Genomic DNA, 22,707 nt, shown 5'->3' on the forward strand with positions numbered 1-22,707 from the left:
TGATCGAAACCCGGGTATCAGCCTAGGCAAAATCATTCAATCATGGCGGCGTGCACCAAGGCCTTGAGTTCAGCCCGGGATGGATAGGAACTGGACGGCGACAATTGCGTGAAGAACACAGCCGTCAGATCGTTCTGCCAGTCGATCCAGAAATAGGTCGAGGCCATGCCACCCCAGCTGAAATCACCAACGGATCCGGGCACGCGCACCCGACCCGGATTCAGGACAATAGATCCTGCAAGGCCAAATCCCATGCCTTCCATGGGCTGTTCCGCAAAGCTCTTTGGTCCCATCGAAGCGATATCGCCCGGCAAGTGGTTGCGCATCATGAAGTCCACCGTTTTCGGGCCAAGCAGTTGATGCCCGTTGCCGGACCCGCGATTGCTAAGCATGTCGACGAATTTGACATAGTCATCGATTGTGGAAACCAGCCCGCCGCCGCCCGAGAACGTTGTCGCATTCACAAATGGAGAAGCTTCGTGGGCATCCACCAGACGCAAGGTATCGCCTCCCTGTTCCGCGGAATTCAACGCCATCGCATCGCCGGCCAGCGGCGTATAAAGCGAGGCGAACCGGTCCCCTGCCCCGTCGGGCACGGAAAACCCGGTTTCGCGCATCTCGAGGGGCGCCAAGATTTCCTGCCGGAAGAATTGTTCCAGGGTCTGTCTCGAGACGACCTCGACAACGCGCCCAAGCACATCGGTTCCAACCGAATATTCCCACCGTGTTCCGGGCTGGAAAGCCAAGGGTAACTCTGCCAGTTCACGTACGCGATCTTTCAGAAGACCCTGATTTGGTTTGAATATAAGGTCCTTTTCATCCATCGCCTCCGGTAGAATCCCAGGGTTGAACGGATAGCTGAAACCGCCGGTATGGGTCAGCAACTGATGAAGGGTCGGGCTTGCCGCGTCCTCGGTTTGATCCAGCTTGTCCGCGCCGGGTACCAGAGCCTGCATCTGTTTGAACTCGGGAAGGAAATCCGAAAGCGGTGCGTCGAGGTGAAACAGCCCACGTTCCGCCAGCATCATCAAGGCAACAGACGTGACGGGTTTGGTCATCGAGTAGATGCGCACCAGCGTATCGCGTTGGAATGGCAAGTCCTCTTCAAGATTTCGCAGGCCGCCGGAGTGGAAAAAGACCTCATCCCCCTCGTGCTTCAGCAAAAAGGTCGAACCCGCGTACTTGCGCTGCTCAACATAGCTGTCCATCCAGATGCGAATCCGGTTCAGGCGCGTTTCATCGAACATGACTTGTTTTCGAAGCATTTTTGAGTTCCACCAGAAGTTGACTAATATCGTGTACGCGTAGGGCCTGAAACAACAGCAAAACCCGGGCTGAAATGAATGGTTATACAAGCAGAGCCAAGAGGCACGCCTTAAATCCAAGTGATACAGTGAAACCGTCACAGATTCGCTTGTAAATTGTTGGACGGCGACGTGCCGGATTGGCCTGGAGGAATAGCATGACGCAAAGCATAGATTTCGTTTACGATTTTTGCAGCCCAAATGCCTTTCTGGCCCACAAGATGCTGCCAGAGCTGGCCGCGCGGCATAGTGCCAAGATCACGTATTCCCCTGTCCTTCTGCCTGTTGTTTTCAAGGCAACGCACAACCAGAGCCCGTTTCACGCGTTTTCCGAAAACCGCCAGAAAACCGCCTATCTTACTCATGACTTGCATCGGTTCGCGCGGCGTCGCGGGCTGAGCTTTCACATGAGCCCGCATTTTCCGATCAATACGAAATTTGCGATGCGCGGCGCCCGGTTCGCTAGTGGTAAATCATGGGAAATCAAATACATAAACGCCATCTTTGATGCCATATGGGTGCATGGCCAAAAGGCGGATGAACTGGCCGTTCTGATTGACATTCTACAGGAAAATGAACTGCCGGTTCGCAAGCTGCGCGAGGCCATGACAAGCCCTGAAATCAAACAGGACCTGAAGGATCAGACCAAATCGTTCGTGCGCCGCGGCGTTTTTGGCGTTCCCAGCCTGTTTTACGGATCTGAAATGTTCTTTGGCAAGAACAGCTTGCCGAACCTGGAAATTGAACTGTCGAAAAACAAGAAACGACACAAATCCAACACGTTGTGAACAGGATCGGTTTTGATCGCAGCGCGTCTCAGAACGCTTCGGCAAAGATATTGCCCGACGTTACAACGTTGATCCCACCAGAAACCGGGATGATCGAACCGGTTACATAACTGCCGCCGCGTCCACACAGAAACAGCACGCACCCCGCTATATCTTCATCACGGCCGACGCGCCCAAGAGGCACTGACTTGCCGACCTTTTCACGCTTGTCCTCATCCGCCGTAGCAAAGGCTGTCATCCGCGATACGAACGGCCCCGGAGCCAGCGCGTTGACCGTCACGTGGTAAGGCGACAGTTCCTTGGCCATGATTTTTGTCAAATGCAGAACCGCAGCTTTCGAGGCTGAATAGCTATAGGCGCCATCCCCCATGGGAACCTCTCCCATCACGGATCCAACATTCACGACCCTGGCCGGATCGTCTGCGGTTCCGGATTGCATCAACATCGGCAGCAGCCTCTGAGTAAGCTCGAATACCCCGGCCACGTTGACCGACATCACCTTGTCCCACGCGTCATACGGAAACTGGCCCAAGGGTGCCCCCCAGGTCACGCCAGAGTTATTCATAAGAATATCAATCCCTTCCGTCCGTTCCTGAATGTCCGAAACCAGTTTAGCGATACTTGCCTCGCTGCTGATGTCTCCGGCAAACCCTTCGGCACTTCCCGGTGCCTCCAGTGCATTCAGCTCAGCGGCGGCCGCGACACAGGCGTCCCCGTTTCGAGAAGCAATCAACACGCGCGCGCCGGCCCTGACCAACGCCTCTGCGGCCATCCGACCGATACCCGTGGCGCCTCCGGTGACCAATGCGGTTTTGCCGGGCAGCGAGAAAAGGGTATCGGGGGTCATTGTCGTGTTCCTCTGCTAAATCTGATTTCGGTTGCATTCCGACCCGGTTCAAAGCCTCGTTGTCTTTACGGCAATTAGCCGCCCGCTGCGTTGGCACGAAACCGGGTTGCACCAAAACTCCACATGACAATCTTCAATCGCATCAGAGACAGTTTGCAAGGATTACTCAGCGTCGCAAAGCGCCGGCTGGTAAGCCCGGATAGTTCCAATGTTCCGATACTGATACCGACGACGATGCGCCCGAAAACCTGTTTTCTGGCAATCGAAAAACGGACGTAAATGCACGGCCCAAGTCCAAACGGACGCGTGGTGTCGTCATGTCGAATGACTGAACTTGGTTTCCTCTTCCATCTCAAGGTCTGTTTTCAGGGCAACTCTCTGTATTCAATCCACCAAAGTCAGGTAGACAACCCGGCCTTATCGCGTCTATGAACCAAGTATGGGGATCGTGAAAACATGCATAACGTTTTGGTATTGAATGGCCCAAACCTCAACCTGCTTGGAACACGGCAGCCCGAGGTTTACGGCAGTACGACACTACATATGATCGAGGATCGTTGCGTTCAGCATGGCGCCTCCATTGGGCTGGACGTCACCCACCTGCAATCCAATCACGAAGGTGTGCTGCTTGACGCCATTCACGCGGCCCGCGGTGTACAAAGCGGGCTGATACTGAACGCAGGCGCGTTCACGCATACGTCGATTGCCCTTATGGATGCGATTGCATCGGTGGAACTGCCGGTTGTCGAAGTGCATCTTTCCAACATTCATGCCCGGGAAACGTTTCGGCACAGGTCCTACATAGCCCCTGTCGCACTGGGTCAGATCTGCGGATTCGGTGCCCACAGCTATATCCTCGCGCTGGATGCGCTCGCGGCTCATCTGAAAGCAGGCAGCACGACATGAAGCTCAAGGAATATCTTCGGTTTGTCAGCTACGCCAAAACCCTGGAAGACCTGTGGGATGCACATTGCCGCCAAATGGCCGAATTTGGTTTTACCCGCCTGATCTATGGGTACACGCAATTCCGGACGGCCACGTCTCTGGGTGATCCAGAAGATTTCGTAATCCTGACGAACCACAAACGGGCCTATGTGGACGGGTTCATCAAGGATGGTCTGTATTTTCACGCTCCTATGTTGAAGTGGGCCTTGGACAACGAAGGCGCCGCCAGCTGGAAAATGTTGCAGGACATGAACTCGGGCGGGACGATGACCGCGAAGGAACGCGAAGTTTTCGAGTTCAACAAATCCATGGGCGTGGTTTCCGGTTATACCGTCAGCTTCAACTCGGTTTCCATGCGCTCGAAAGGGGCGATTTCCCTGTCGGCCAATAATGGGTTGAGCCAGGAGGATGTGGATGCGGTCTGGGAAGAGCACGGCGACGACATTCTACTTATGAACAATGTCGCCCACCTGAAAATCCTGACATTGCCGTTCCATCCGCCGAACCGGGCACTTACCAAACGCCAACGCGAAGCTTTGCAGTGGGTTGGTGACGGGAAAACCACTCAGGACATCGCGCTGCTGATGGGTCTGACATCTGCAACGGTGGAAAAGCACCTGCGACTCGCGCGCGAGGCGCTTTCGGTCGAAACGACGGCGCAAGCGGTTCTCAAGGCGTCACTGCACAACCAGATGTTCATTATGGAAGCATAACCGCAATATTTTGACGCTATCCCGCGTCAGTTTACCCTAGGTAAGGAAATCACTACTTTTCAAACCAATCGGAAAAGTTGCAAAGTGAGAGTGTTCCGTGAGTGGTGGCTTTAGCCAGGGAACATTGGATTGGATCTTTGCAATAACAAAGCTCTCCGATCACTCTGACAAGGGGGCGCCTATTTGTCCGCGTACCGGTGTCGGAATTTTGGGGGGCCTCGACCATCCCCATCATGCGGGGCCCTCCAATTCTTCTCTTCATTTCAGAATTTTGAAATCCGCCGATGGCAGAAAAAAGGGTTACGCAGTGCGTAACCCTTTAGATTTGTTGGGAAAGGCCGTTGCTGGTACTTTCCCTGTGCCCTTTTAGCCTTGCGCGGCTTTGGCGACTTCGGCGGCGAAATCTTCTTTTTCAACCACGATGCCTTCGCCAACTTCCAGACGGATGAAGCCGGTGATGGTCGCGCCTGCTTCCTTGGCCGCTGCTTCGACGGTCAGGTCAGGGTTCACGACAAATTGCTGGTTCAGCAGAGTCGATTCCGCGACGAATTTCTTCATGCGGCCTTCGATCATCTTTTCGATCACCTGCTCCGGCTTGCCGGATTCGCGGGCGATGTCCATCTGGACCTGCTTTTCTTTCTCGACAACTGCCGGGTCCATGTCTGCTTCGGACAGGGCCGCCGGGTTCACAGCCGCGATGTGCATTGCAACCTGCTTGCCAATCGCTTCGTCGCCACCGGTCAAAGCAACCAGAACGCCGATTTTGCCCATGCCGTTGGTGGCCGCATTGTGGACATAGGACACAACGGTGTCGCCCGACAGTTTCGCCATGCGACGCACCGACATGTTTTCACCGATGGTGGCGATTTTGTCAGTCAGGGTGTCCGCGACGGACTTACCGCCCAGATCTGCTGCCAGCAGTTCCTCTACATTGTCGACGCCTTCAGCCGCATATGCAATCTTGCCGACCATTTCCTGGAACTCGGCGTTTTTCGCGACAAAGTCGGTTTCCGAGTTCACTTCAACAGCAACACCGTTGCCGCCATCGACATGAACTGCAACCAGACCTTCAGCTGCGGTACGGCCCGATTTCTTGGCCGCCTTAGCCAGACCTTTGGTGCGCAGCCAGTCAACGGCTTCATCCATGTTGCCGCCGGTTTCGGTCAGCGCTTTTTTCGCGTCCATCATGCCTGCGCCGGTCGAGTCGCGCAGTTCTTTAACCATTGCTGCTGTGATTGCCATCTTTAGGCTCTCCTCAATTCAAATGGAATTGGGGCAGGTCTACCCTGCCCCATATGTCATTTACGTGACGGGCAGCTTACGCTTCGGCTTTGGCTTCCGGAGCAGCTTCTTCAGCGGGTGCTTCTTCCGCAACGGCTTCTTCAACCGGCGCTTCTTCGAATTCACCCAAATCAACGCCAGCGGCACCCAGCTGAGCGGTCATGCCGTCCAGAGCGGCACGTGCGGCCAGATCGCAGTACAGCGAGATCGCGCGGGCTGCGTCATCGTTGCCAGGGATGATGTAATCAACACCGTCGGGCGAGCAGTTGGTGTCGACAACAGCCACAACCGGGATACCCAGCTTGTTGGCTTCGGCGATGGCCAGTGCTTCTTTCTTGACGTCGATGACGAACAGCAGATCAGGTACGCCGCCCATCTCGCGGATACCGCCCAGCGAAGCCTGCAGCTTGGCCTGGTCACGCTCCATGCCCAGACGCTCTTTCTTGGTCAGGCCTTCGGCGCCCGATTCCATCGCTTCGTCGATCTGGTTCAGACGGTTGATCGACTGGGAAACGGTTTTCCAGTTGGTCAGCGTGCCGCCCAGCCAGCGGTGGTTCATGTAGTACTGAGCCGACTTTTCAGCCGCTTCTGCGATCGGGCCAGCAGCCTGACGCTTGGTACCAACGAACAAAACGCGGCCACCTTTGGCAACGGTGTCACGAACGGCCTGCAAAGCCTGGTCCAGCATCGGAACGGTCTGGGTCAGGTCCATGATGTGGATGCCATTGCGCGAGCCGTAGATGAACGGGCCCATGCGGGGATTCCAACGCTGTGTCTGGTGGCCGAAGTGAACGCCAGCTTCCAGCAGCTGACGCATGGTGAACTCGGGAAGAGCCATGCTATGTTTTCCTTTTCCGGTTTACGCCTCGGCGGGGGTGAAAGAAGCGAATGCTCCAACCGGCGGGCCAGATAGGGATGTCTCCCCTACAAGGCCCAAACCCCGCCTGCGGGTTTGAATGGCGCGCGTATACGGCAGGTTTAAAGGCAGTGCAAGGGTCAAAGCCTTATTTTTCAAGCCGCGCCAATGCATGCGCGTGGCGCACTGCCGCCTCGCAATGGGCCGCCAGTTCCTTGCGGTTGGCGAAATCCCTGACCCGGGCGGGAGAGTGATAGATCAGTTCAACGGACCCCTGCCTGCGCGCGCCCAATGTCTTGAGCAGATGGGGCGCGAAATCCATATCGCCCCACCAGCCATAGAACCGGTCAGGCTGACCTTTCGGGGCGTGAAACACCACCGAGACCGGTTGAACATACATGAAATCCCGCAACTCGTCCGCGAAGAAAGCGGCAAAGAGCGTTGTTTTAAATGGCAAAACACGCAATCCGTCGGTCGAGGTGCCCTCGGGGAAAAACAACAGCTTATGTCCGGCCTTCAGGCGTTCTTCGAAGATCGCCGTCTGCTCGCGTGCCTTTTTGCGATCCCTTTCGATGAATACGGTCCCGGTGGCCCGTGCCAACCACCCGATACCCGGCCAGTTCGCAACTTCTGCCTTGGACACGAAGTAGACCCTTTTGCGGGCGTTCAGGGCAAAGATATCCAGCCAGGATGTGTGATTGGCGACAACGGCACCGTGTTCCTTCATCAACGCGCCCGAGCAGCGAAATCCGATTCCCAGGATTCGGAACGCGTTTCGGCAAACGAACTGGCTGATGAACGGTGTAACGGGGCGACGAACACCACAAAGTGGCAACTCGATCAGTCGAATGGCCAACAGAACAAGCAGCCCACCGAACACAAGGATGGCCAAGGGCAAGCCCCTCAGGATCACCAGAATCCAGCCGACAAAACCCAGTTCGATCGGATCCGGCGCATCCTCACTGTTCCAAAGCGGATCATTCACCGGATCAAGCTCCGCCATAGATGCGCTTCTGCCGCTCGTTCATACGGGTCGTATCCAGGATCAGGCACACATCGGTTGTGTTGAAGGAATGATCGATGAACGCCCCCTCACCCACAAACCCGCCAAGCCTCAGATAGGCTTTGATCAGGGCCGGAACCTGCACCATGGCACGGCGACGATCCAGCGCGTCCGGTGCGACAAGATCCATGGTCTGAAACACGCTCGGCTGGGCGCGCACCCGCAGGTCTGGCGGCGCCAGATGATTGTGGTGCAGCATCGACAGCGGCTGGGCCAGTTCCTGAACATCCGTGCCGTGAAAGCTGGCGACGCCGAACAGAACTTCGATCTGGCGTTCGGCCACATAGCGAGAGAGACCATTCCAGAGATGATACATGGCCGTACCGCCCCGATAGTCCCTGTGCAGGCACGACCGGCCCAGTTCCAGCAACTTGCGGCCACTTTGCTTGAGAACGCTCAGATCGTATTCGTCTTCGGAATAAAACTGCCCCAATTCAGCAGCGCGATCCCCCGGTAACAGCCTGTAAACGCCGACTACTTCTCCGGTCGCATCATCAATGGCCAGCATGTGATCGAAATAGGGATCAAACCGGTCCCGTTCCAGCCCGGCCACATGATCGACCAGAGCCCCTCCGCCGCCGAGTTCGCGCACAAATACGTCATAACGCAACCGCTGCGCTGCGCGCAGTTCGTCCTGGGTTTCCGCCAGTTTGATCGTGAACGAGGGGCCAGCGTCCGGCATGTCAGACTTATCAATCCTGTTATATCAACGCGGCTGATACCTCAGTTCTTCGGGGGAAGGCAACAAGTGGAGATCTGGTCTTTTCCGTTAACTCTTCTTAAACCAGTTTCACGGATCAAAGACCGGCATCAGGGCGATGCGTGTTCCGTCGATTACCACTTTCCCCTGCTCGCGAAAGTTTACGGTGATCTTGCCTGCGATGTTGGATTGAACCTGTCCGACACCCCATTCGGGGAAATCCGGGTGGCGAACAAACATGCCCGGTGCAAGAATAGCATTCATGTCTGTCATTTGGGGCTTCCGGTTCCTGCGGCAGATACCGCAGGAGGTACGCATGGGCAACACGAACGTCAACCTGGCTGAATTGATCGGCTCACGGATCTGCCACGATTTGATCAGCCCGATCGGGGCAATCACCAACGGGCTGGAACTGTTGGACATGGTTGGTGCTGTTCAGGGCCCCGAGATGGAGTTGATCTCGGGCAGCGTCGGCAGTGCGGGCGCGCGTATCCGGTTTTTTCGGGTTGCCTTCGGATCAGCAGGAGAACAGCCGCTGGGCCGGGCCGAAGTGGCCGAACTGCTCAAGGACATCGAACGCACCGGACGGGTGCGGGTAAACTGGTATATGACCGAGCCCATGCCGCGCAACCAAATCAAGCTGGCGTTTCTTGCGCTCATGTGCTGCGAAAGTGCCATGCCGATGGGCGGAGAGGTTGAGATCGAGAACCAAGGCACCAATTGGACAGTGACCGGAACTGCCGACAAGTTGAACGTAGACAATACCTTATGGAAACACGTTGCAACCGGCCGGTTCCCCAACAAGATTACCCCCGCGCAGGTCCAGTTCGCTCTGCTGCCGGAAACGGCACATGCGATGGGTCGACGCGTTTCCGTGGAAACCGCCGCGACCCGCCTTGTGCTGCGTTTTTAATTCCGAATTGTTCCGTTCCCGCGCACCAGATATTTGAAACTGGTCAACTGGGCGGCCCCCACTGGGCCGCGGGCATGCATTTTACCCGTGGCGATACCGATCTCGGCTCCCATCCCGAATTCACCACCATCGGCGAACTGAGTCGAAGCGTTGTGCATAAGGATCGCGCTATCCAAACGCTCAAAGAAACGGGCCACGGCCGTGTCATCCTCGGTCATGATGCAATCGGTATGGTTCGACCCGTAATGCTGGATATGCGCAATGGCAGCATCGATATCGGCGACGGGCTTGGCCGCGATCACGCTGTCCAGAAACTCTTTTCCCCAATCCTCCGCCGTTGCGGAAATTGTACCCTCGACCGCAAGAGCGCCTTCGGCGTGAACCTCGACCCCCGCTTTCAGCAGCGCGACGATCACGTCACGCCCCAGCGTTTCGGCGATGTCCTGATGGATCAGCAGGCATTCGGCAGCGCCGCAGATCCCGGTACGGCGCGTTTTGGCGTTCAACACCACGTCCAGCGTTTTCTGCGGATCTGCGGCCTTGTCGACATAGATGTGCACGATGCCTTCAAGATGGGCAAAAACAGGCACACGTGCCTCACGCTGGACCAGCCCGACCAACCCCTTGCCGCCGCGCGGAACGATGACGTCGACATAGTCGGTCATGGTCAGCAATTCCTGAACCGCCGCACGGTCACGTGTCGGCACCAGTTGAATCGCATCTTCCGGCAGATCGGCGGCCTTCAGCCCCTCGACCAGGCAGGCATGAATCGCCGTCGAAGAATGAAAGCTCTCGGAGCCGCCGCGCAGAATGACGGCATTTCCGGATTTCAGACACAGCGCACCTGCGTCGGCCGTGACATTGGGGCGGCTTTCATAGATCACGCCGATCACACCCAGCGGGGTGCGTACGCGTTGGATTTTCAATCCGGTCGGGCGGTCCCATTCGGCCAGCACTTCGCCCACCGGATCGGTCTGATCAGCCACCGCGCGCAGACCATCGACCATGCCCTGAACACGCGCCTCATCCAGCATCAGCCGATCCATCATCGCCGGGCTCAGACCTTTCTCGCGGCCGAACTCCAGATCCTTCCGGTTGGCCTCGATGATCTTCGCCCGATTGGCCCAAACCGCGTCGGCCGCTGCAATCAGGGCGGCATGTTTGCGTTCTGGGTTTGCAAAAGCCAGATCGCGCGATGCCGCTTTGGCACGTTTCCCAAGATCAGCCATCAGAGCGGGAATGCTGTCGAAATCTTTCATGTCGCGTGCCTTTCAGGTCATCTTTTTCAGTATTTACAGGGCCAGATCATCCCGGTGAATCAAGGCCGCACGGCCGGGATATCCAAGTGTCGCCTCGATCTCGGACGACTTGCGCCCCTTGATCGCGTCAGCCTCCTGCGCGGTGTAACGGCTGATCCCCTGCGCCAGCCGGCGGGCCTTGGGGTCAAGGATCGCAACGGGGTCGCCGCGCCCGAAATCGCCGGTCACTTCAACAATACCCGCGGGCAACAGGCTTTTACCATTTGCCAACGCATTGGCAGCCCCTTCATCGATGGTGATTTCGCCACGCGGCTTCATGGCAGAAATCCAACGTTTGCGCGCAGCATGCGGGTCCAGCGTTGCGGTGAACCATGTCGAGTTCGCGCCATTTTCCAGCGTTTTCAGAGGGTTCAGAACCGATCCTTCCGTGATCGCCATCGCACATCCGCCCGCGGTGGCCATCTTGGCGGCCAGCAGCTTTGTCTTCATTCCGCCCTTTGACAGGCCAGAGCCCGCATCGCCCGCCATGGCTTCGATCTCGGGCGTGATCTTGTCGATCGTTTCGAAACGCGTGGCCGAGGCGTCCTCGTTGGGGTTGCCCGAATAGAAGCCATCGACATCCGACAGCAGGATCAACTGATCCGCCCCCACGGTCACGGCAATTTGCGCGGCCAGACGATCATTGTCGCCATACCGGATCTCATCCGTTGCCACGGTATCGTTTTCGTTGACGATCGGCACGACACCCAAACCCAGCAGAGTTTCCAGGGTCGCGCGTGAATTCAGATAGCGGCGGCGATCCTCGCTGTCCTCCAATGTCACCAAAACCTGCGCCGTGGTGATCCCATGAGGTGTCAACGCCTCTTCATATGCGCGCGCCAGACGAATTTGCCCGACGGCGGCCGCAGCTTGCGACTTTTCCAACGGCAATGTCGCCATGGGCAGACCCAAAACGCCGCGGCCCAGTGCAATCGACCCGGACGAGACGAGGATTGCATCTGTCCCCTGCCCCTTGAGCCATGCGACGTCCTGCGCCAACGAAAACAACCATTCCTTGCGCAACAGGCCGGTTTCGCGATCAACCAGCAAAGCCGACCCGATTTTGACAACCAATCGGCGCGCTGAAGTCAGGGTTGCCAAGGCTGCGCCTCCTCAGCGGGTTTCTGACGCACACGATTGTCATCGATCTGGCCGCGCAACGCGCGCAAAACCTCGGTTACACCTTGATGAGCAACACCGGACATCATCATCACCGGGCCGCCAACGGCCTCTTCAAGCTCGGCTTTGGCCAAATCACGTTCTTCGTCATCCAGTGCATCGACCTTGTTCAGGACGGTGATCCGGGGTTTCTGGGCCAGTTCGCCGCCATAGGCCTCAAGCTCGTGGATAATCGTGCGGTAGTCATCGGCAACCGTTTCCGAGGTACCATCGACAAGATGCAGCAGCACGGCGCAGCGCTCAACATGACCAAGAAAGCGGTCTCCGATCCCACGGCCCTCATGCGCGCCTTCGATCAGGCCGGGGATGTCGGCCACCACGAATTCCACGTTGTCGACCCCCACGACACCCAGATTTGGGTGCAGCGTGGTAAACGGATAATCCGCGATCTTGGGTCGCGCGTTTGACGTGGCTGCAAGAAAGGTCGATTTGCCTGCATTTGGCATGCCCAGCAGACCCACATCGGCGATCAGCTTCAGACGCAGCCAGATCGTGCGGTCAATGCCCGCCTGCCCCGGATTTGCACGCCGGGGGGCCTGGTTGGTGGCTGACTTGAAGTGCAGATTGCCGAAGCCGCCATTGCCCCCTTTTGCCAGCAGAACGCGCTGACCCACCTCGGTCAGATCGCAGATAACGGTTTCTTCATCCTCATCCAGGATCTCGGTGCCGACAGGCACGCGCAGGACAATGTCATCGCCATCCTTGCCGGTACGTTGCTGGCCCCTGCCCGGCTGGCCGTTCTTGGCAAAGAAATGCTGCTGATACCGGAAGTCGATCAGGGTGTTCAGCCCGTCCACGACTTCGGCCCAGACAGACCCGCCCTTACCGCCGTCCCCGCCATCAGGGCCGCCGTATTCGATGTATTTTTCGCGTCGGAAGCTGACGCAGCCGCTACCGCCGGCCCCGGACCGGATGTAGACCTTTGCAAGATCGAGAAATTTCATGGTCTGTCCCCTACTGCAAAGGCCCCATCGGCCACAAGTCAGAGTTTTTTACTGTATGTCCAGGTGGGCACATTCGCATCACGCGCCACCGAATAGCTTTCTGCATCGCCAAGATACTGGAACCCGCAATGGGTCAGGACCCGGGCCGAGGCCGGATTGTCCTGAAACACGCTGGCAAACATCGTCGCGTTTTTCAGCGGGTTGGCATTTACCAGTGCTTCAACAGCCATCGACGCAATGCCAGTGTTCCAGTAGATCGGCGCCACCCAATAGCCGACTTCGGACTGGTTCCGATCCAGCCGCTTCAGCGTGATCAGACCAATCAGTTCCGGACCGCCGTCCTTGGTGGCATCCATGACCCAGACGTCCTCGTCCCGGTCCTCGGCCATTGAGCGCGTCACAAAGGCCTCGGTCGAGCCGGGGGCCAAAGGATGCGCGATACTCGTCGTCATGCGCGCCACACGCTCATCACCGGCATAGTGCTCGATCAGCCCCATATCCGAACGACGCAGAGGGCGCAGATCGAACCGCTCGGTTTCTATGACCGGCTGATTTATTATTGTTTCAAGTTTCATGGGTGTGTTCCTCCTCCGAACAACACGAAAAGTACGGACGCAACCGTAAGGCCTGCCAACGTCCACATCAGATATTTTTCAACGGGTCGTCCTTCAACCGCATGGGCAATTCTATCGCCCGCAAAAGTCCAGATCGGATGAAGGATCACCTGGCAAAACAACAAACACAGAGCAATCGTAACCGTCGCTTCGAAACTGGGGGTGCCCGCAGCCACGAACCCGGTGAACCCGGCAATGATCATGGCCCAGGCCTTGGGGTTGAGCGGATGAACAATCAGCCCGGCCAGAAAGCCGGGGGCGTTCCCTTCAGCCTGTTGTCGCGACAAACGCGTGTTGGCGATCTTCCACGCCAGCCAAAAAATATAGGCCGCTGACGCGTATTTAAGCACCGTAAACACCGCGGGTGCCTGATCCGCGAGATGCAGCAATCCAAAGCCGACCGGCCAAATGATCAACTGCTTCCCAAGGATAACACCCCCGACAAAAGGCAACGCGGCGCGAAATCCAAAACGCGCACCAGTACCCAGCAGGACCATGTTGGCCGGTCCTGGCGTGCCGACCTGGCTGGCGGCAAAGATCAGGAAACTGGTGGTTGCAACTGTCATCGGTTTGTTTGATCACGACTGCGTTAAAACGAAAAAGGGACCGGCACTTTGTGCCGGTCCCCCATGAATTTTTCTTAAACCTTCTGGGTTTCGGCTTACTCTGCGGCCTCCGCCACTGGCAGGACCGAAATGAAGGTGCGGTTTTTGAGCCCCTTGTGGAACTTCACGGCGCCATCAGTGGTTGCAAAGATGGTGTGATCCTTGCCCATACCGACGCCTTCGCCCGGCCAGAACTTGGTGCCGCGCTGACGCACGATGATGTTGCCTGCGATGGCAGCCTGGCCACCATACAGTTTCACGCCAAGGCGACGACCCGCTGAGTCGCGGCCGTTACGGGAGGAACCGCCAGCTTTTTTATGTGCCATTCTCTCTCTCCTTAGCCTTTGGCCAGCTCTTTGGCCTGCTCAACCCATTCGGGTTTCACTTTGACCGTTTCGATAGCAGCAATCTGCTCGTCCGACAAGGCGGCCAGAGCGGCAAAGCTCTCGATACCGGCTTCGGCAAGCTTCTTGGCAGCGGCAGGGCCGACGCCGTTCAGCTTGGTCAGATCGTCCGCAGCAGCAGCGGCAGGTGCCTCTGCCTTGGCTTCGGCTTTCTTGGCAGGCTTTGCAGCAGGTGCCGCTTCGCCAGCCGGAGCCGAACCGGTTGCAGCCTTGATGCCCGACTTGTCAGCGCCCGACGACAGGATGTCGGTGATCTTGACCAGTGTCAGCTTCTGACGGTGGCCAACGGTACGCTTCGAGCTGTGCTTACGACGACGCTTTACGAACTTGATGACCTTGTCACCTTTGATCTGTTCGATAACTTCGGCCTGAACGCCCGCGCCTTCGATGAACGGTGCGCCAACGACCGGAGCGTCGCCACCCAGCATCAGAACATCGTTGAATTGAACTTTTTCACCTGCGTCGGCAGCCAGCTTTTCAACGCGGAGGATATCACCCGCCTGAACCTTGTACTGCTTGCCGCCAGTCTTGAGGACCGCAAACATGCGTCTTTCCTTTGTCTAACCGCGTTCTGTGGTCCCCTTCCGGGAGTTTCCGGCTCCAAGACACTTGAAAGCCACCTCGAACGGCGCGCCCTTTTCGGGCTGTGTGAATGACCATCAGGACATCCCAAGGGTCAAATAATAACGATACCCGGCACGGAAAACCGGCCGGGATGCGCGCTTATCCATAGATCGCCGGGAAAAGTCAACACCAAAGCGTCGTCAGAGATCAGACGCCCTGAGTGTCTGTGCGACCGCCCGCCCCAACCGGAAAGAGATATCGTTGAACATCCGGTCAAAGCCGTCGAAAAGCGCCTCATTCAGGGCGCGCCCGGTTTCGGTTCTGGAGAACGCAATATTCTCACGCATCTGGGTCTCGTCCAACGGCCGATAGGCCATCAGAAGAAAGGAATAAAGCCACGCCTCGGTTTCTGCTGAGCGGCTTTCTTTCTGTGACAGAAGTTCGGCCAGCAATTCCTGATCGTCGCCTTGCGCGTCGACATCAAGGCCCTGAAAGAAGCTGTAGTCGGAACTCAGCGCCCCATGAACGTTCTTTTCGACAAGGTCATTTGCCTGGATGTATTCATCGACCAACTCGAAACGAGTCGAGTCGCGCTCAACGGACTCATAAGCTTCGCGGGCCATGTCCTCAATGGCCTGGTCCGACATCGCCTGCCGGGCCGAGTTTTCCAGCGACACGATCGTCTGACCAAGATCGCTTTCGAAAAACAGGATCGCCTGATCAAGCTGCGCAACGGACAGACCCGCCTCAAAGGCATCCGTCAGGAATTTCTGCATCCAGACCGGGTCGTAAATGTCTTTGACCTGCGCTTCAAAAAACGCGCCGCCGGTATTGTCCAACAGCGTTTCGTCAAGTTCCTCGCGGTGCCCTTGACCTTCCTGTACGAGAATTTCCATCACATGCGACAAGTGCATGGCCTGCGCCAGCCGGTCGACCCTTTGATCGGCCAGCAATTGAGCGCCCCACAGAACAAACGCAATCGCCAGAAAAACGCGGTGCATCAAATATCCTGCGCGGGATGCAGTTCGGCCATTCGGGCCGCAAGTACTTCGAACCGCATGGCCATGATTTCGTATTGGATCGCGTTCAGCAGTTCATACACTTCCTGCATCAGGGGTTGTTCCAGCGCCTCGACATACGAGTCGACATCCGCATCGGAAAAGTCCTGATAGGTATATGCTGCCCCCGCAAGGCTGGACAGTTGCAGTGACTGGCGCATACCGGCTTCGTTCCGCTTCATCAGCGCACGCAATTCATCCGCATCCAGTTGCAGGTCAATGACACCTGATGCGCTGGCTGCCAGAAGAAAACGCACCTGAATTTCTTGCAGGGCCCGCACTGCGGTACCGGTCGAATCGATCGCCTTGTTCATTCGTTTGAAACTTTCGACCCGTTGCGATCCGTCCTTGATCAAGTCTGCGATGATTTTTTGGCCTTCCAGCTGCTTGGCCTCATCGTCCTCAAGCATATGCGAGGCGTTTTCCGCCTCAACCAAGCGCTGACCCAGATCCGATGCATAAAAGTCAACCGCGTGTGTCAGGGCCTCATCACTCAAGGTTTGTTCGAGGATGGAAACCGCGGTTTCGTGCATGGCGCCGACTTCGAAGACTTCGTCTGCCAGACGCGTCCAGTCCGAACCGAAGCCATCGGGATCAATCCCCAGCATCTGAGGGGCAGACATCGAGCTCAGCGCGATGCTTTCCAGGGCAACGTCAAACCCGGTCGTGGTCAGAAAGGCCTCTATCCGATCACGGCTGGCGGCGGAAAGTTCCAAGGGGATCAGAACAAGCGCAAAGAGCGGGGCCAGAAACCAAAAGGCGGAGCGGCGTACAAACTGTATCATGAATATCAGACTAGGAGTTTTGCGCTGGCAGGCAACGGAAAATCCCGGGTTTCTTCAATTCCCGAATTTTCTGCTTGCACCCCTGCCCGTTCCTCACTAAATCCCCCCCTCACAGACCCCCGCGGAGAGGTGCCGGAGTGGTCGAACGGGGCGGTCTCGAAAACCGTTGTGGGTGCAAGCCCACCCAGGGTTCGAATCCCTGTCTCTCCGCCACTATCCCAACGCAGGCTCAATGCTGCCTTTTGGCCCACAAGAAGCGCCCGAAAATTGGTTGCGTCTGCGGGCCATTCCCGGCGGATCGCCGCCAAAACAGGGCACGACATCTTTGTGCAGGCGTGTTCTTGCCGCGTTTCGAAGGACAATGAGCATAGCCCGGCTTATACTCTATTCTGCTGAGAATTATCGGGAATTCCCCTTTGTACCTGAGTTATTTTTAGCGCATTCCGGCGACACAATTTCCAAAGGAGACACACATGTCGCGTACTCTTATTCTTGCCATCGTCATCGCCGCAATTGGCGCTGGCGGATACTATTACCTGAATCAACCCGAACCCACACCCGCCGAGCGTTTGGAAACCGCGGCAGAAGAAGCCGCCGAAGCGGTGACAGACGCAGCTTCATCTGTACAGGACGCTGCCTCTGACGCTGTCGATGCCGCGACCGAACAAGCCGCCGAAGCAGCGTCGTCGCTGACGGACCAAGCGACAGAAGCGGCGTCATCGGTTGCAGATCAGGCAAGCGAAGCCGCGTCATCGGTGGCGGATCAGGCCTCTGACGCTGCTCAGGAGGCCAGCGATCAGGTGGCCGCGCTGGCCGGTCAGGGGCAGGAGTTGCTGAACTCATGGATTCAGGAAGGCAAGCTGGACCCGACCAACTTCGACTATGATGGCATTATGACATCCCTTCAGGACAGCAATCTGGCCACCGACCTGAAGGATCAGGCGATCAAGATTGTGAATGATATCAAGGACTCGCCTGAAATGATTGTTCAGAAAATTCAGGAACTGACCAACCTGCTGACCCAACAGTAACGTGTTGAAGGCCGATCCACGGGTCGGCCTTTGCCCCGGGGCGCATCTGCGCTGCCCCTACGTTACGGTGTCGTTGAATTGACCTCCTGCGCGGCTTTTGATTGGCTGTGCCTGACAAAAAGCCCGCGCCCTGCCCGACTGGTCTGACGCTTTTCGGACAAGGGGCGCGCTTTGATTCAGCCAAATTCGAGGATCAACCGATGACCGACTTGCCCCAGACTATGTTCGCCGCAATCCTTAAGCATGACGGGTATTCCGGTACGGCCACCGGACCAGCCATTGAAAACGCCGCCGACTGGTTGGAAGAAGCCGAAGTTCCCACGCCGGAACCCGGCCCCGGTCAGGTGCTGATCCGGTTGCGCGCGGCTTCGGTCAATCCATCCGATCTGCATTTCATCAAAGGTGAATACGGGCAGCCAAGGGTCAAAGGATCCCCCGCCGGCTTTGAAGGATGCGGAGACGTCGTGGCCGCCGGCAAGGGCGCCGAGGCCTTGCAAGGGCAACGCGTCGCGTTCGTCGCCGCCGGATCGGGGGCCTGGGCGGAATATGTCGTGACACAGATGCAGATGTGCATCCCTCTGCGCCCTGATATCTCGGACGATGACGGGGCCGCCCAGATCGTCAATCCAATGACGGCGATGGCCATGGTGGATATGGCCAAGGCCGACGGCGATGCCTTTGTCGTATCAGCCGCGACCAGCCAGTTGGGCAAGCTGATGTGCAGCCTTGGTCGGGATCTGGGTTTGAAGCCGATCGCTTTGGTGCGTCGGGCCGAGACGGCAGGGATGTTGAAAGACCTTGGCGCGGCCGAAGTGCTTATGACAACCGACGAAGACATTGTCGCAAAGTTTGCGGATCTGAGCGCGCAGCTGAAACCGCGCGTGTTTCTGGATGCCGTGACGGACCAATTGTCCGAACAATTGTTCTGCGCCATGCCCAACCGGGCGCGCTGGGTCAGTTATGGCAAGCTGTCTACCGAAGCGCCGACGCTGACTCAGACAGGGCAGTTGATTTTCATGGGAAAGCGGATCGAAGGGTTCTGGCTGACAAGCTGGATGATGTCGACCCCGCCCGCCGATCAGATGCGTGTCGTGGCCGAGGTTCAGGCCCGCTTTGCAGACGGGCGCTGGAAAACGGATGTTTCTGAACACCTTACACTCAGAAATCTTGTGCCAAACCTGGCTGATGCGCTGAAAAAGAGTGACGGCAAGGTGATTATAACGCCATAGTAGAACAAACCCGCGTCACCGGAGGATGCGCGCGGGCGGAACGCGACACCGGCAAACCGGTCGAGGGAGGACAGTTTGGATAACGCGCAGCTGCTGATCAGCGGACTGGCAAACGGGTGTGTCTATGGCCTGATCGCGCTTGGCTTTGTTCTGATCTACAAGGCGACCGAAGCGGTGAATTTCGCGCAGGGCGATTTCATGATGCTGGGGGCCTTTGTCACCATCGGCCTGACCAATACCGAGTACATGGGCCTGCCATTCTGGCTGGCCCTGCCGATCTCGCTGGGGATCATGGGGGCATTGGGATATCTTCTGGATCGCCTGATCATCCGTCGCCTGTTTGGCGAAAGTCAGACCGCCGTCGTTATCCTGACCATCGCCCTGGGCTTCGTGATCCGTTTCGTGGCCGGATTGATCTGGGGGCACGAACCGCAAACGCTGCAAAACCCGCTTGCGGGGAAAGAGCTGCGCTTTGGCGGCCTTGTGCTGGGGCTGGAGGATGTCGCCGTGATCGTCGTCACCATCCTGCTGACATGGGGCCTTTACGTTTTCTTCAACCGTTCCAAACTCGGGCTGGCGATGCAGGGGGCGTCGCAAAACCAGCTGGCGGCGTATTACATGGGCGTGCCTGTCAAGCGGGTTCAGGGGTTCATCTGGGCGCTGGCCGGGATCGTTGCGGGGATTGCGGGCATTCTGTTCGCCGCCAAGGGCGCCGTGGATCCGACAACGGGATTGCTGGGCATCAAGGCATTTGCCGCCGCCGTCATCGGCGGGTTCGGAAGCCTGCCCGGGGCGCTGGCCGGTGGTCTTGTCGTCGGGGTGATCGAGCCTTTCGCCAGCCGCTATATCGCGGCGGGTTACAGCCAGATCGCGCCATACGCCCTGCTGCTGGCCGTGCTGATCTTTCGCCCCAACGGGTTGTTCAGTCAGGTTCGGGTCAAAAAGGTCTGAGCCATGCGGATCATCTTCAAAACTGATTACATGCAGGACATCCGCCCGTGGAAAGACCGTTACCAGCTTGTCCTGTATCTGATCCTTCTGACGGTGGTTGCCGCAGCCCCCTGGTGGCTGGATGAGTTCTATCTGGGCGAGCTGACGAACGTCCTGATCTGGGCCATTGCCGGATTGGGTCTGATGGTCCTGACCGGGCATACAGGGCAAGTCAGTCTGGGCCACGCGGCCTTTCTGGCTTTTGGCTGCTATGCCAACGTTGCCCTGATTGAAGCCGGGGTGCCCTTTCTTCTCGCTTTTCCGCTGGCCGGCATCCTGACGGGGATCGCGGGCGTGACCGTTGCGATCCCTGCCCTGCGCCTGCATGGCATCTACCTGGCCATCTTCACCATGGCTCTTTCGATCCTGATGGACGACATCATCGTTCTGTCCGAACCCATCACCGGCGGCGTTGCAGGCAAATATGTCGGCGGGGTCGAAATCTTCGGCCATTTGGTGGACCGCTGGGGAACGCCCGATCAGTTTTTCTGGCTGGTCCTGACCGTCGCCGTGCTGGTCACACTGGGATATATCAACCTGCTGCGCGCGCCTTTGGGGCGCAGCTTCATCGCGGTGCGCGACTCTGAGGTTTCGGCCCAGGCGATGGGCATCGACATCGCGCGGACAAAGATGATCTCGTTCGCGTTATCCTGCGCAGTAACCGGCTGGGCCGGGGCGCTGATGGGGTTGTTCGCCGGAGCGTTCAACAACGAAACCTTCAGTGTTCTGATCTCGATCCAACTGCTTATGATGATCGTCATCGGCGGGCTTGGGTCGATCCACGGCGCGTTTCTGGGCGCGATCGTGATCGGGTTCCTGCCGCAGTTTCTGTCGATCTCAAAAGAATATGCCGGTGCCCTGTTCGGCGGCAATACAGTCGCCATTCCGGGATTGGAGTTCGGCATCTTCGGCATGATCCTGATCGCCTTCATCCTGTTCGAACCCATGGGCATCTATGGCCGCTGGCTGAAAATCCGCACGTGGTTCGAGCTGTTCCCCTTCTATCGAAAAGACATGTTCAAACGGCAGAAATCCTATCTCAAGACGGAGCGTCTTAGATGAGTTTGCTGGAGTTCGAAAATGTCACCCTCAAGTTCGGCGGCCTGACGGCGGTGGATGACCTGTCATTCGACGTTCGGGAAGGTGAAGTCTTTGCCATCGTCGGTCCAAACGGAGCGGGCAAGTCCACTGTTTTCAACCTGATTTCCCGGTTCTACGATCCCGTTGACGGGGCGATCCGGTATGACGGTCATGATTTGCTTCGGGTCAAACCGTCCGGTGTCGCCGCTTATGGCGTGGCACGGACATTTCAGAACATCGAGCTGTTCGAACACGCAACCGTTCTGCAAAACCTGCTGGTCGGACGCCACCGCCACCGCAGGACAAACCTGATTCCCGAGATACTGTTCACCCCGTCGGCAAAGCGACAGGAGCTGGAAAACCGCGAGAAGGTCGAACGGATCATCGACTTTCTCGACCTGCAAGCCTATCGCGACAAGATGATATCGGGGCTGCCCTACGGCGTACGCAAAGTGGTCGAAGTTGCACGGGCTTTGGCAACTGACCCAAAACTCTTGCTGCTGGATGAACCGGCCTCGGGGTTGTCCGTGGAAGAAACAACGGACATGCGTTGGTGGATCGATGATATCCGACGGCAGATGGGCATCACCGTTTTGATGGTGGAACATGACATGGGCCTGGTCTCGGGCGTGTCAGACCGGGTTCTGGCCATGGCAGACGGCGCAAAACTGGCGCTTGGGACCCCGGCCGAAGTTCAATCGCATCCGGCAGTGATCGAAGCCTATCTTGGGAAAGCTTCATGAGCGCACCAATCCTGAAAATCCGAAATGTCGAAAGCTTTTATGGCCCGATAATGGCCATTCGCGGTGTTTCGCTGGACGTTCACGAAGGCACGATTGTCTCGATCCTTGGCGCAAACGGTGCCGGCAAGACGACGTTGATGAAAACCGTCTCGGGGGTGATGGACCCGGAAAAAGGCACGATCACCTTTGATGGAGACGACATTCAGGGGGCCGAGCCACATACCGTCGTCCAGCGCGGAATCGTCCATGTGCCCGAAGGGCGCGAGGTGTTTCCTCTGCTCACCGTCGATGAAAACCTGAGCCTCGGCGCGTATACCCGAACGGACAAAGTGCAGATCGACCAGGATCGCGAGCTTGTTTTCAGTTACTTTCCCGTTCTGAAAGATCGTCGCACGCAAGAGGCCGGCACCCTTTCGGGCGGGCAGCAACAGATGCTGGCAATCGGACGGGGGCTGATGGCCCGTCCCCGTATCATGCTGCTGGATGAGCCGTCGCTGGGTCTGTCACCGCTTTTGGTGCAGGAAATATTCGCCATTCTGAAACGTCTGAACGAAGAACAGCATGTGACGATGCTGCTGGTCGAACAGAACGCCAATGCAGCGTTGCAGCTGGCGCATCATGGATACGTGATGGAGGTAGGCCGCATCGTCATGGACGGTGCTGCGGCTACGTTGCTGAAATCCGAAGACATCCAGAACTTCTATCTTGGCGTTCAGGAAGAAGGCGCACGCGAAAGCCGCCGTTGGAAACGCAAGAAGACGTGGAGGTAAGCA

The 22,707-nt window shown here is 57.4% G+C and carries 26 protein-coding genes and 1 tRNA gene; 11 read left to right on the forward strand and 16 right to left on the reverse strand.

The window, feature by feature from the left end; translation table 11 throughout:
• Positions 1-32 precede the first annotated feature (32 nt).
• Positions 33-1,265: a serine hydrolase gene (locus GS612_RS07040; protein WP_171639499.1), complete on the reverse strand. Its 1,233-nt coding sequence runs from the start codon at positions 1,263-1,265 to the stop codon at positions 33-35.
• Positions 1,266-1,462: 197 nt separating this feature from the next.
• On the opposite strand from GS612_RS07040, the gene GS612_RS07045 reads away from it, so the two are divergent.
• The gene (locus GS612_RS07045; protein ID WP_171639500.1) at positions 1,463-2,092 is read left to right on the forward strand and encodes a 2-hydroxychromene-2-carboxylate isomerase; all 630 of its coding nucleotides are present in this window, start codon (positions 1,463-1,465) and stop codon (positions 2,090-2,092) included.
• A 28-nt stretch (positions 2,093-2,120) separates the two neighbouring features.
• Here the strand turns inward: GS612_RS07045 and GS612_RS07050 are convergent, their stop codons facing one another.
• Positions 2,121-2,939, reverse strand: coding sequence for an SDR family oxidoreductase (locus GS612_RS07050; RefSeq protein WP_152459854.1), 819 nt, complete (start codon positions 2,937-2,939; stop codon positions 2,121-2,123).
• 456 nt (positions 2,940-3,395) lie between these two features.
• Between GS612_RS07050 and aroQ the strand changes: the two genes are divergently transcribed.
• Positions 3,396-3,845 (forward strand): type II 3-dehydroquinate dehydratase, encoded by a 450-nt coding sequence (gene aroQ / locus GS612_RS07055; protein WP_152457974.1) that lies wholly within the window; start codon positions 3,396-3,398, stop codon positions 3,843-3,845.
• Positions 3,842-4,597, forward strand: coding sequence for an autoinducer binding domain-containing protein (locus GS612_RS07060; RefSeq protein ID WP_152457973.1), 756 nt, complete (start codon positions 3,842-3,844; stop codon positions 4,595-4,597). Before aroQ ends, GS612_RS07060 begins: the two co-directional genes overlap by 4 nt.
• A 366-nt stretch (positions 4,598-4,963) precedes the next feature.
• Here GS612_RS07060 and tsf read toward each other — a convergent pair whose 3' ends face one another.
• From tsf to GS612_RS07085, 5 genes are all read right to left on the reverse strand, one after another.
• Positions 4,964-5,839, reverse strand: a complete 876-nt coding sequence (gene tsf, locus GS612_RS07065) for a translation elongation factor Ts (protein ID WP_152457972.1) — start codon at positions 5,837-5,839, stop codon at positions 4,964-4,966.
• Positions 5,840-5,915: 76 nt separating this feature from the next.
• Positions 5,916-6,716 carry a 30S ribosomal protein S2 gene (gene rpsB / locus GS612_RS07070; protein ID WP_152457971.1) on the reverse strand — a complete coding sequence of 267 codons (801 nt, stop codon included), beginning with the start codon at positions 6,714-6,716 and terminating at the stop codon, positions 5,916-5,918.
• 166 nt (positions 6,717-6,882) lie between these two features.
• On the reverse strand, positions 6,883-7,737 hold the full coding sequence (locus GS612_RS07075; protein ID WP_171639501.1) for a 1-acyl-sn-glycerol-3-phosphate acyltransferase: 855 nt from the start codon (positions 7,735-7,737) through the stop codon (positions 6,883-6,885).
• Positions 7,724-8,479 carry a GNAT family N-acetyltransferase gene (locus GS612_RS07080; protein WP_171639502.1) on the reverse strand — a complete coding sequence of 252 codons (756 nt, stop codon included), beginning with the start codon at positions 8,477-8,479 and terminating at the stop codon, positions 7,724-7,726. Before GS612_RS07080 ends, GS612_RS07075 begins: the two co-directional genes overlap by 14 nt.
• Positions 8,480-8,587: 108 nt before the next feature.
• Positions 8,588-8,770, reverse strand: a complete 183-nt coding sequence (locus GS612_RS07085) for a DUF3553 domain-containing protein (RefSeq protein ID WP_050602459.1) — start codon at positions 8,768-8,770, stop codon at positions 8,588-8,590.
• A gap of 43 nt (positions 8,771-8,813) precedes the next feature.
• On the opposite strand from GS612_RS07085, the gene GS612_RS07090 reads away from it, so the two are divergent.
• Complete coding sequence (locus tag GS612_RS07090; RefSeq protein ID WP_171639503.1) at positions 8,814-9,410, forward strand: histidine phosphotransferase family protein; 597 nt, start codon at positions 8,814-8,816, stop codon at positions 9,408-9,410.
• On the opposite strand, the gene GS612_RS07095 is transcribed toward GS612_RS07090, so the two are convergent.
• The 9 genes from GS612_RS07095 to GS612_RS07135 form a co-directional block, all read right to left on the reverse strand.
• Positions 9,407-10,669 (reverse strand): glutamate-5-semialdehyde dehydrogenase, encoded by a 1,263-nt coding sequence (locus GS612_RS07095; RefSeq protein WP_171639504.1) that lies wholly within the window; start codon positions 10,667-10,669, stop codon positions 9,407-9,409. The two genes, GS612_RS07090 and GS612_RS07095, sit on opposite strands and share 4 nt — an antisense overlap.
• Before the next feature lie 33 nt (positions 10,670-10,702).
• Positions 10,703-11,809 carry a glutamate 5-kinase gene (gene proB / locus GS612_RS07100; RefSeq protein WP_171639505.1) on the reverse strand — a complete coding sequence of 369 codons (1,107 nt, stop codon included), beginning with the start codon at positions 11,807-11,809 and terminating at the stop codon, positions 10,703-10,705.
• Positions 11,797-12,831 carry a GTPase ObgE gene (obgE, locus tag GS612_RS07105; protein ID WP_171228752.1) on the reverse strand — a complete coding sequence of 345 codons (1,035 nt, stop codon included), beginning with the start codon at positions 12,829-12,831 and terminating at the stop codon, positions 11,797-11,799. The genes proB and obgE overlap by 13 nt, the downstream gene beginning before the upstream one ends.
• Before the next feature lie 38 nt (positions 12,832-12,869).
• Positions 12,870-13,406 (reverse strand): GNAT family N-acetyltransferase, encoded by a 537-nt coding sequence (locus GS612_RS07110; protein WP_152457964.1) that lies wholly within the window; start codon positions 13,404-13,406, stop codon positions 12,870-12,872.
• Entirely contained in the window at positions 13,403-14,011 is a 609-nt protein-coding gene (locus GS612_RS07115) for a LysE family translocator (protein ID WP_152457963.1), read from the reverse strand. The genes GS612_RS07110 and GS612_RS07115 overlap by 4 nt, the downstream gene beginning before the upstream one ends.
• 95 nt (positions 14,012-14,106) lie before the next feature.
• Positions 14,107-14,376 carry a 50S ribosomal protein L27 gene (gene rpmA / locus GS612_RS07120; RefSeq protein ID WP_039535512.1) on the reverse strand — a complete coding sequence of 90 codons (270 nt, stop codon included), beginning with the start codon at positions 14,374-14,376 and terminating at the stop codon, positions 14,107-14,109.
• 11 nt (positions 14,377-14,387) lie between these two features.
• A complete protein-coding gene (locus tag GS612_RS07125; protein WP_152457962.1) occupies positions 14,388-14,999 on the reverse strand; it encodes a 50S ribosomal protein L21 in 612 nt (203 codons plus the stop codon).
• Between the two features lie 219 nt (positions 15,000-15,218).
• A complete protein-coding gene (locus GS612_RS07130; RefSeq protein WP_171639506.1) occupies positions 15,219-16,019 on the reverse strand; it encodes a DUF2059 domain-containing protein in 801 nt (266 codons plus the stop codon).
• Positions 16,019-16,861 carry a DUF2059 domain-containing protein gene (locus GS612_RS07135; protein WP_171639507.1) on the reverse strand — a complete coding sequence of 281 codons (843 nt, stop codon included), beginning with the start codon at positions 16,859-16,861 and terminating at the stop codon, positions 16,019-16,021. Before GS612_RS07135 ends, GS612_RS07130 begins: the two co-directional genes overlap by 1 nt.
• Positions 16,862-16,984: 123 nt before the next feature.
• Here GS612_RS07135 and GS612_RS07140 point away from each other — a divergent pair.
• From GS612_RS07140 to GS612_RS07170, 7 genes are all read left to right on the forward strand, one after another.
• Positions 16,985-17,074 (forward strand) — tRNA-Ser (locus GS612_RS07140).
• Between the two features lie 260 nt (positions 17,075-17,334).
• Positions 17,335-17,892, forward strand: coding sequence for a hypothetical protein (locus GS612_RS07145; protein ID WP_171639508.1), 558 nt, complete (start codon positions 17,335-17,337; stop codon positions 17,890-17,892).
• 200 nt (positions 17,893-18,092) lie between these two features.
• On the forward strand, positions 18,093-19,121 hold the full coding sequence (locus GS612_RS07150) for an alcohol dehydrogenase catalytic domain-containing protein (protein WP_171639509.1): 1,029 nt from the start codon (positions 18,093-18,095) through the stop codon (positions 19,119-19,121).
• Positions 19,122-19,196: 75 nt separating this feature from the next.
• The gene (locus tag GS612_RS07155) at positions 19,197-20,072 is read left to right on the forward strand and encodes a branched-chain amino acid ABC transporter permease (RefSeq protein WP_171168199.1); all 876 of its coding nucleotides are present in this window, start codon (positions 19,197-19,199) and stop codon (positions 20,070-20,072) included.
• 3 nt (positions 20,073-20,075) lie between these two features.
• A complete protein-coding gene (locus GS612_RS07160) occupies positions 20,076-21,173 on the forward strand; it encodes a branched-chain amino acid ABC transporter permease (protein ID WP_152457956.1) in 1,098 nt (365 codons plus the stop codon).
• Positions 21,170-21,934 (forward strand): ABC transporter ATP-binding protein, encoded by a 765-nt coding sequence (locus tag GS612_RS07165; RefSeq protein ID WP_171639510.1) that lies wholly within the window; start codon positions 21,170-21,172, stop codon positions 21,932-21,934. Before GS612_RS07160 ends, GS612_RS07165 begins: the two co-directional genes overlap by 4 nt.
• Positions 21,931-22,704 carry an ABC transporter ATP-binding protein gene (locus tag GS612_RS07170; protein ID WP_171639511.1) on the forward strand — a complete coding sequence of 258 codons (774 nt, stop codon included), beginning with the start codon at positions 21,931-21,933 and terminating at the stop codon, positions 22,702-22,704. The genes GS612_RS07165 and GS612_RS07170 overlap by 4 nt, the downstream gene beginning before the upstream one ends.
• Positions 22,705-22,707 lie beyond the last annotated feature (3 nt).

The organism is Ruegeria sp. HKCCD6157 (assembly GCF_013110685.1).
GTDB lineage: Bacteria > Pseudomonadota > Alphaproteobacteria > Rhodobacterales > Rhodobacteraceae > Ruegeria.

Coding starts and splice junctions, on each gene's coding strand:
- GS612_RS07170 (WP_171639511.1), top strand. CDS start 21,931: ATGAGCGCACCAATCCTGAAAATCCGAAATGTCGAAAGCTTTTATGGC.
- GS612_RS07160 (WP_152457956.1), top strand. CDS start 20,076: ATGCGGATCATCTTCAAAACTGATTACATGCAGGACATCCGCCCGTGG.
- GS612_RS07080 (WP_171639502.1), bottom strand. CDS start 8,479: ATGCCGGACGCTGGCCCCTCGTTCACGATCAAACTGGCGGAAACCCAG.
- tsf (WP_152457972.1), bottom strand. CDS start 5,839: ATGGCAATCACAGCAGCAATGGTTAAAGAACTGCGCGACTCGACCGGC.
- GS612_RS07060 (WP_152457973.1), top strand. CDS start 3,842: ATGAAGCTCAAGGAATATCTTCGGTTTGTCAGCTACGCCAAAACCCTG.
- GS612_RS07130 (WP_171639506.1), bottom strand. CDS start 16,019: ATGCACCGCGTTTTTCTGGCGATTGCGTTTGTTCTGTGGGGCGCTCAA.
- rpsB (WP_152457971.1), bottom strand. CDS start 6,716: ATGGCTCTTCCCGAGTTCACCATGCGTCAGCTGCTGGAAGCTGGCGTT.
- GS612_RS07085 (WP_050602459.1), bottom strand. CDS start 8,770: ATGACAGACATGAATGCTATTCTTGCACCGGGCATGTTTGTTCGCCAC.
- GS612_RS07145 (WP_171639508.1), top strand. CDS start 17,335: ATGTCGCGTACTCTTATTCTTGCCATCGTCATCGCCGCAATTGGCGCT.
- GS612_RS07050 (WP_152459854.1), bottom strand. CDS start 2,939: ATGACCCCCGATACCCTTTTCTCGCTGCCCGGCAAAACCGCATTGGTC.
- GS612_RS07165 (WP_171639510.1), top strand. CDS start 21,170: ATGAGTTTGCTGGAGTTCGAAAATGTCACCCTCAAGTTCGGCGGCCTG.
- GS612_RS07135 (WP_171639507.1), bottom strand. CDS start 16,861: ATGATACAGTTTGTACGCCGCTCCGCCTTTTGGTTTCTGGCCCCGCTC.
- rpmA (WP_039535512.1), bottom strand. CDS start 14,376: ATGGCACATAAAAAAGCTGGCGGTTCCTCCCGTAACGGCCGCGACTCA.
- aroQ (WP_152457974.1), top strand. CDS start 3,396: ATGCATAACGTTTTGGTATTGAATGGCCCAAACCTCAACCTGCTTGGA.
- GS612_RS07115 (WP_152457963.1), bottom strand. CDS start 14,011: ATGACAGTTGCAACCACCAGTTTCCTGATCTTTGCCGCCAGCCAGGTC.
- GS612_RS07150 (WP_171639509.1), top strand. CDS start 18,093: ATGACCGACTTGCCCCAGACTATGTTCGCCGCAATCCTTAAGCATGAC.
- GS612_RS07040 (WP_171639499.1), bottom strand. CDS start 1,265: ATGCTTCGAAAACAAGTCATGTTCGATGAAACGCGCCTGAACCGGATT.
- GS612_RS07075 (WP_171639501.1), bottom strand. CDS start 7,737: ATGGCGGAGCTTGATCCGGTGAATGATCCGCTTTGGAACAGTGAGGAT.
- GS612_RS07095 (WP_171639504.1), bottom strand. CDS start 10,669: ATGAAAGATTTCGACAGCATTCCCGCTCTGATGGCTGATCTTGGGAAA.
- GS612_RS07110 (WP_152457964.1), bottom strand. CDS start 13,406: ATGAAACTTGAAACAATAATAAATCAGCCGGTCATAGAAACCGAGCGG.
- obgE (WP_171228752.1), bottom strand. CDS start 12,831: ATGAAATTTCTCGATCTTGCAAAGGTCTACATCCGGTCCGGGGCCGGC.
- GS612_RS07045 (WP_171639500.1), top strand. CDS start 1,463: ATGACGCAAAGCATAGATTTCGTTTACGATTTTTGCAGCCCAAATGCC.
- GS612_RS07090 (WP_171639503.1), top strand. CDS start 8,814: ATGGGCAACACGAACGTCAACCTGGCTGAATTGATCGGCTCACGGATC.
- GS612_RS07125 (WP_152457962.1), bottom strand. CDS start 14,999: ATGTTTGCGGTCCTCAAGACTGGCGGCAAGCAGTACAAGGTTCAGGCG.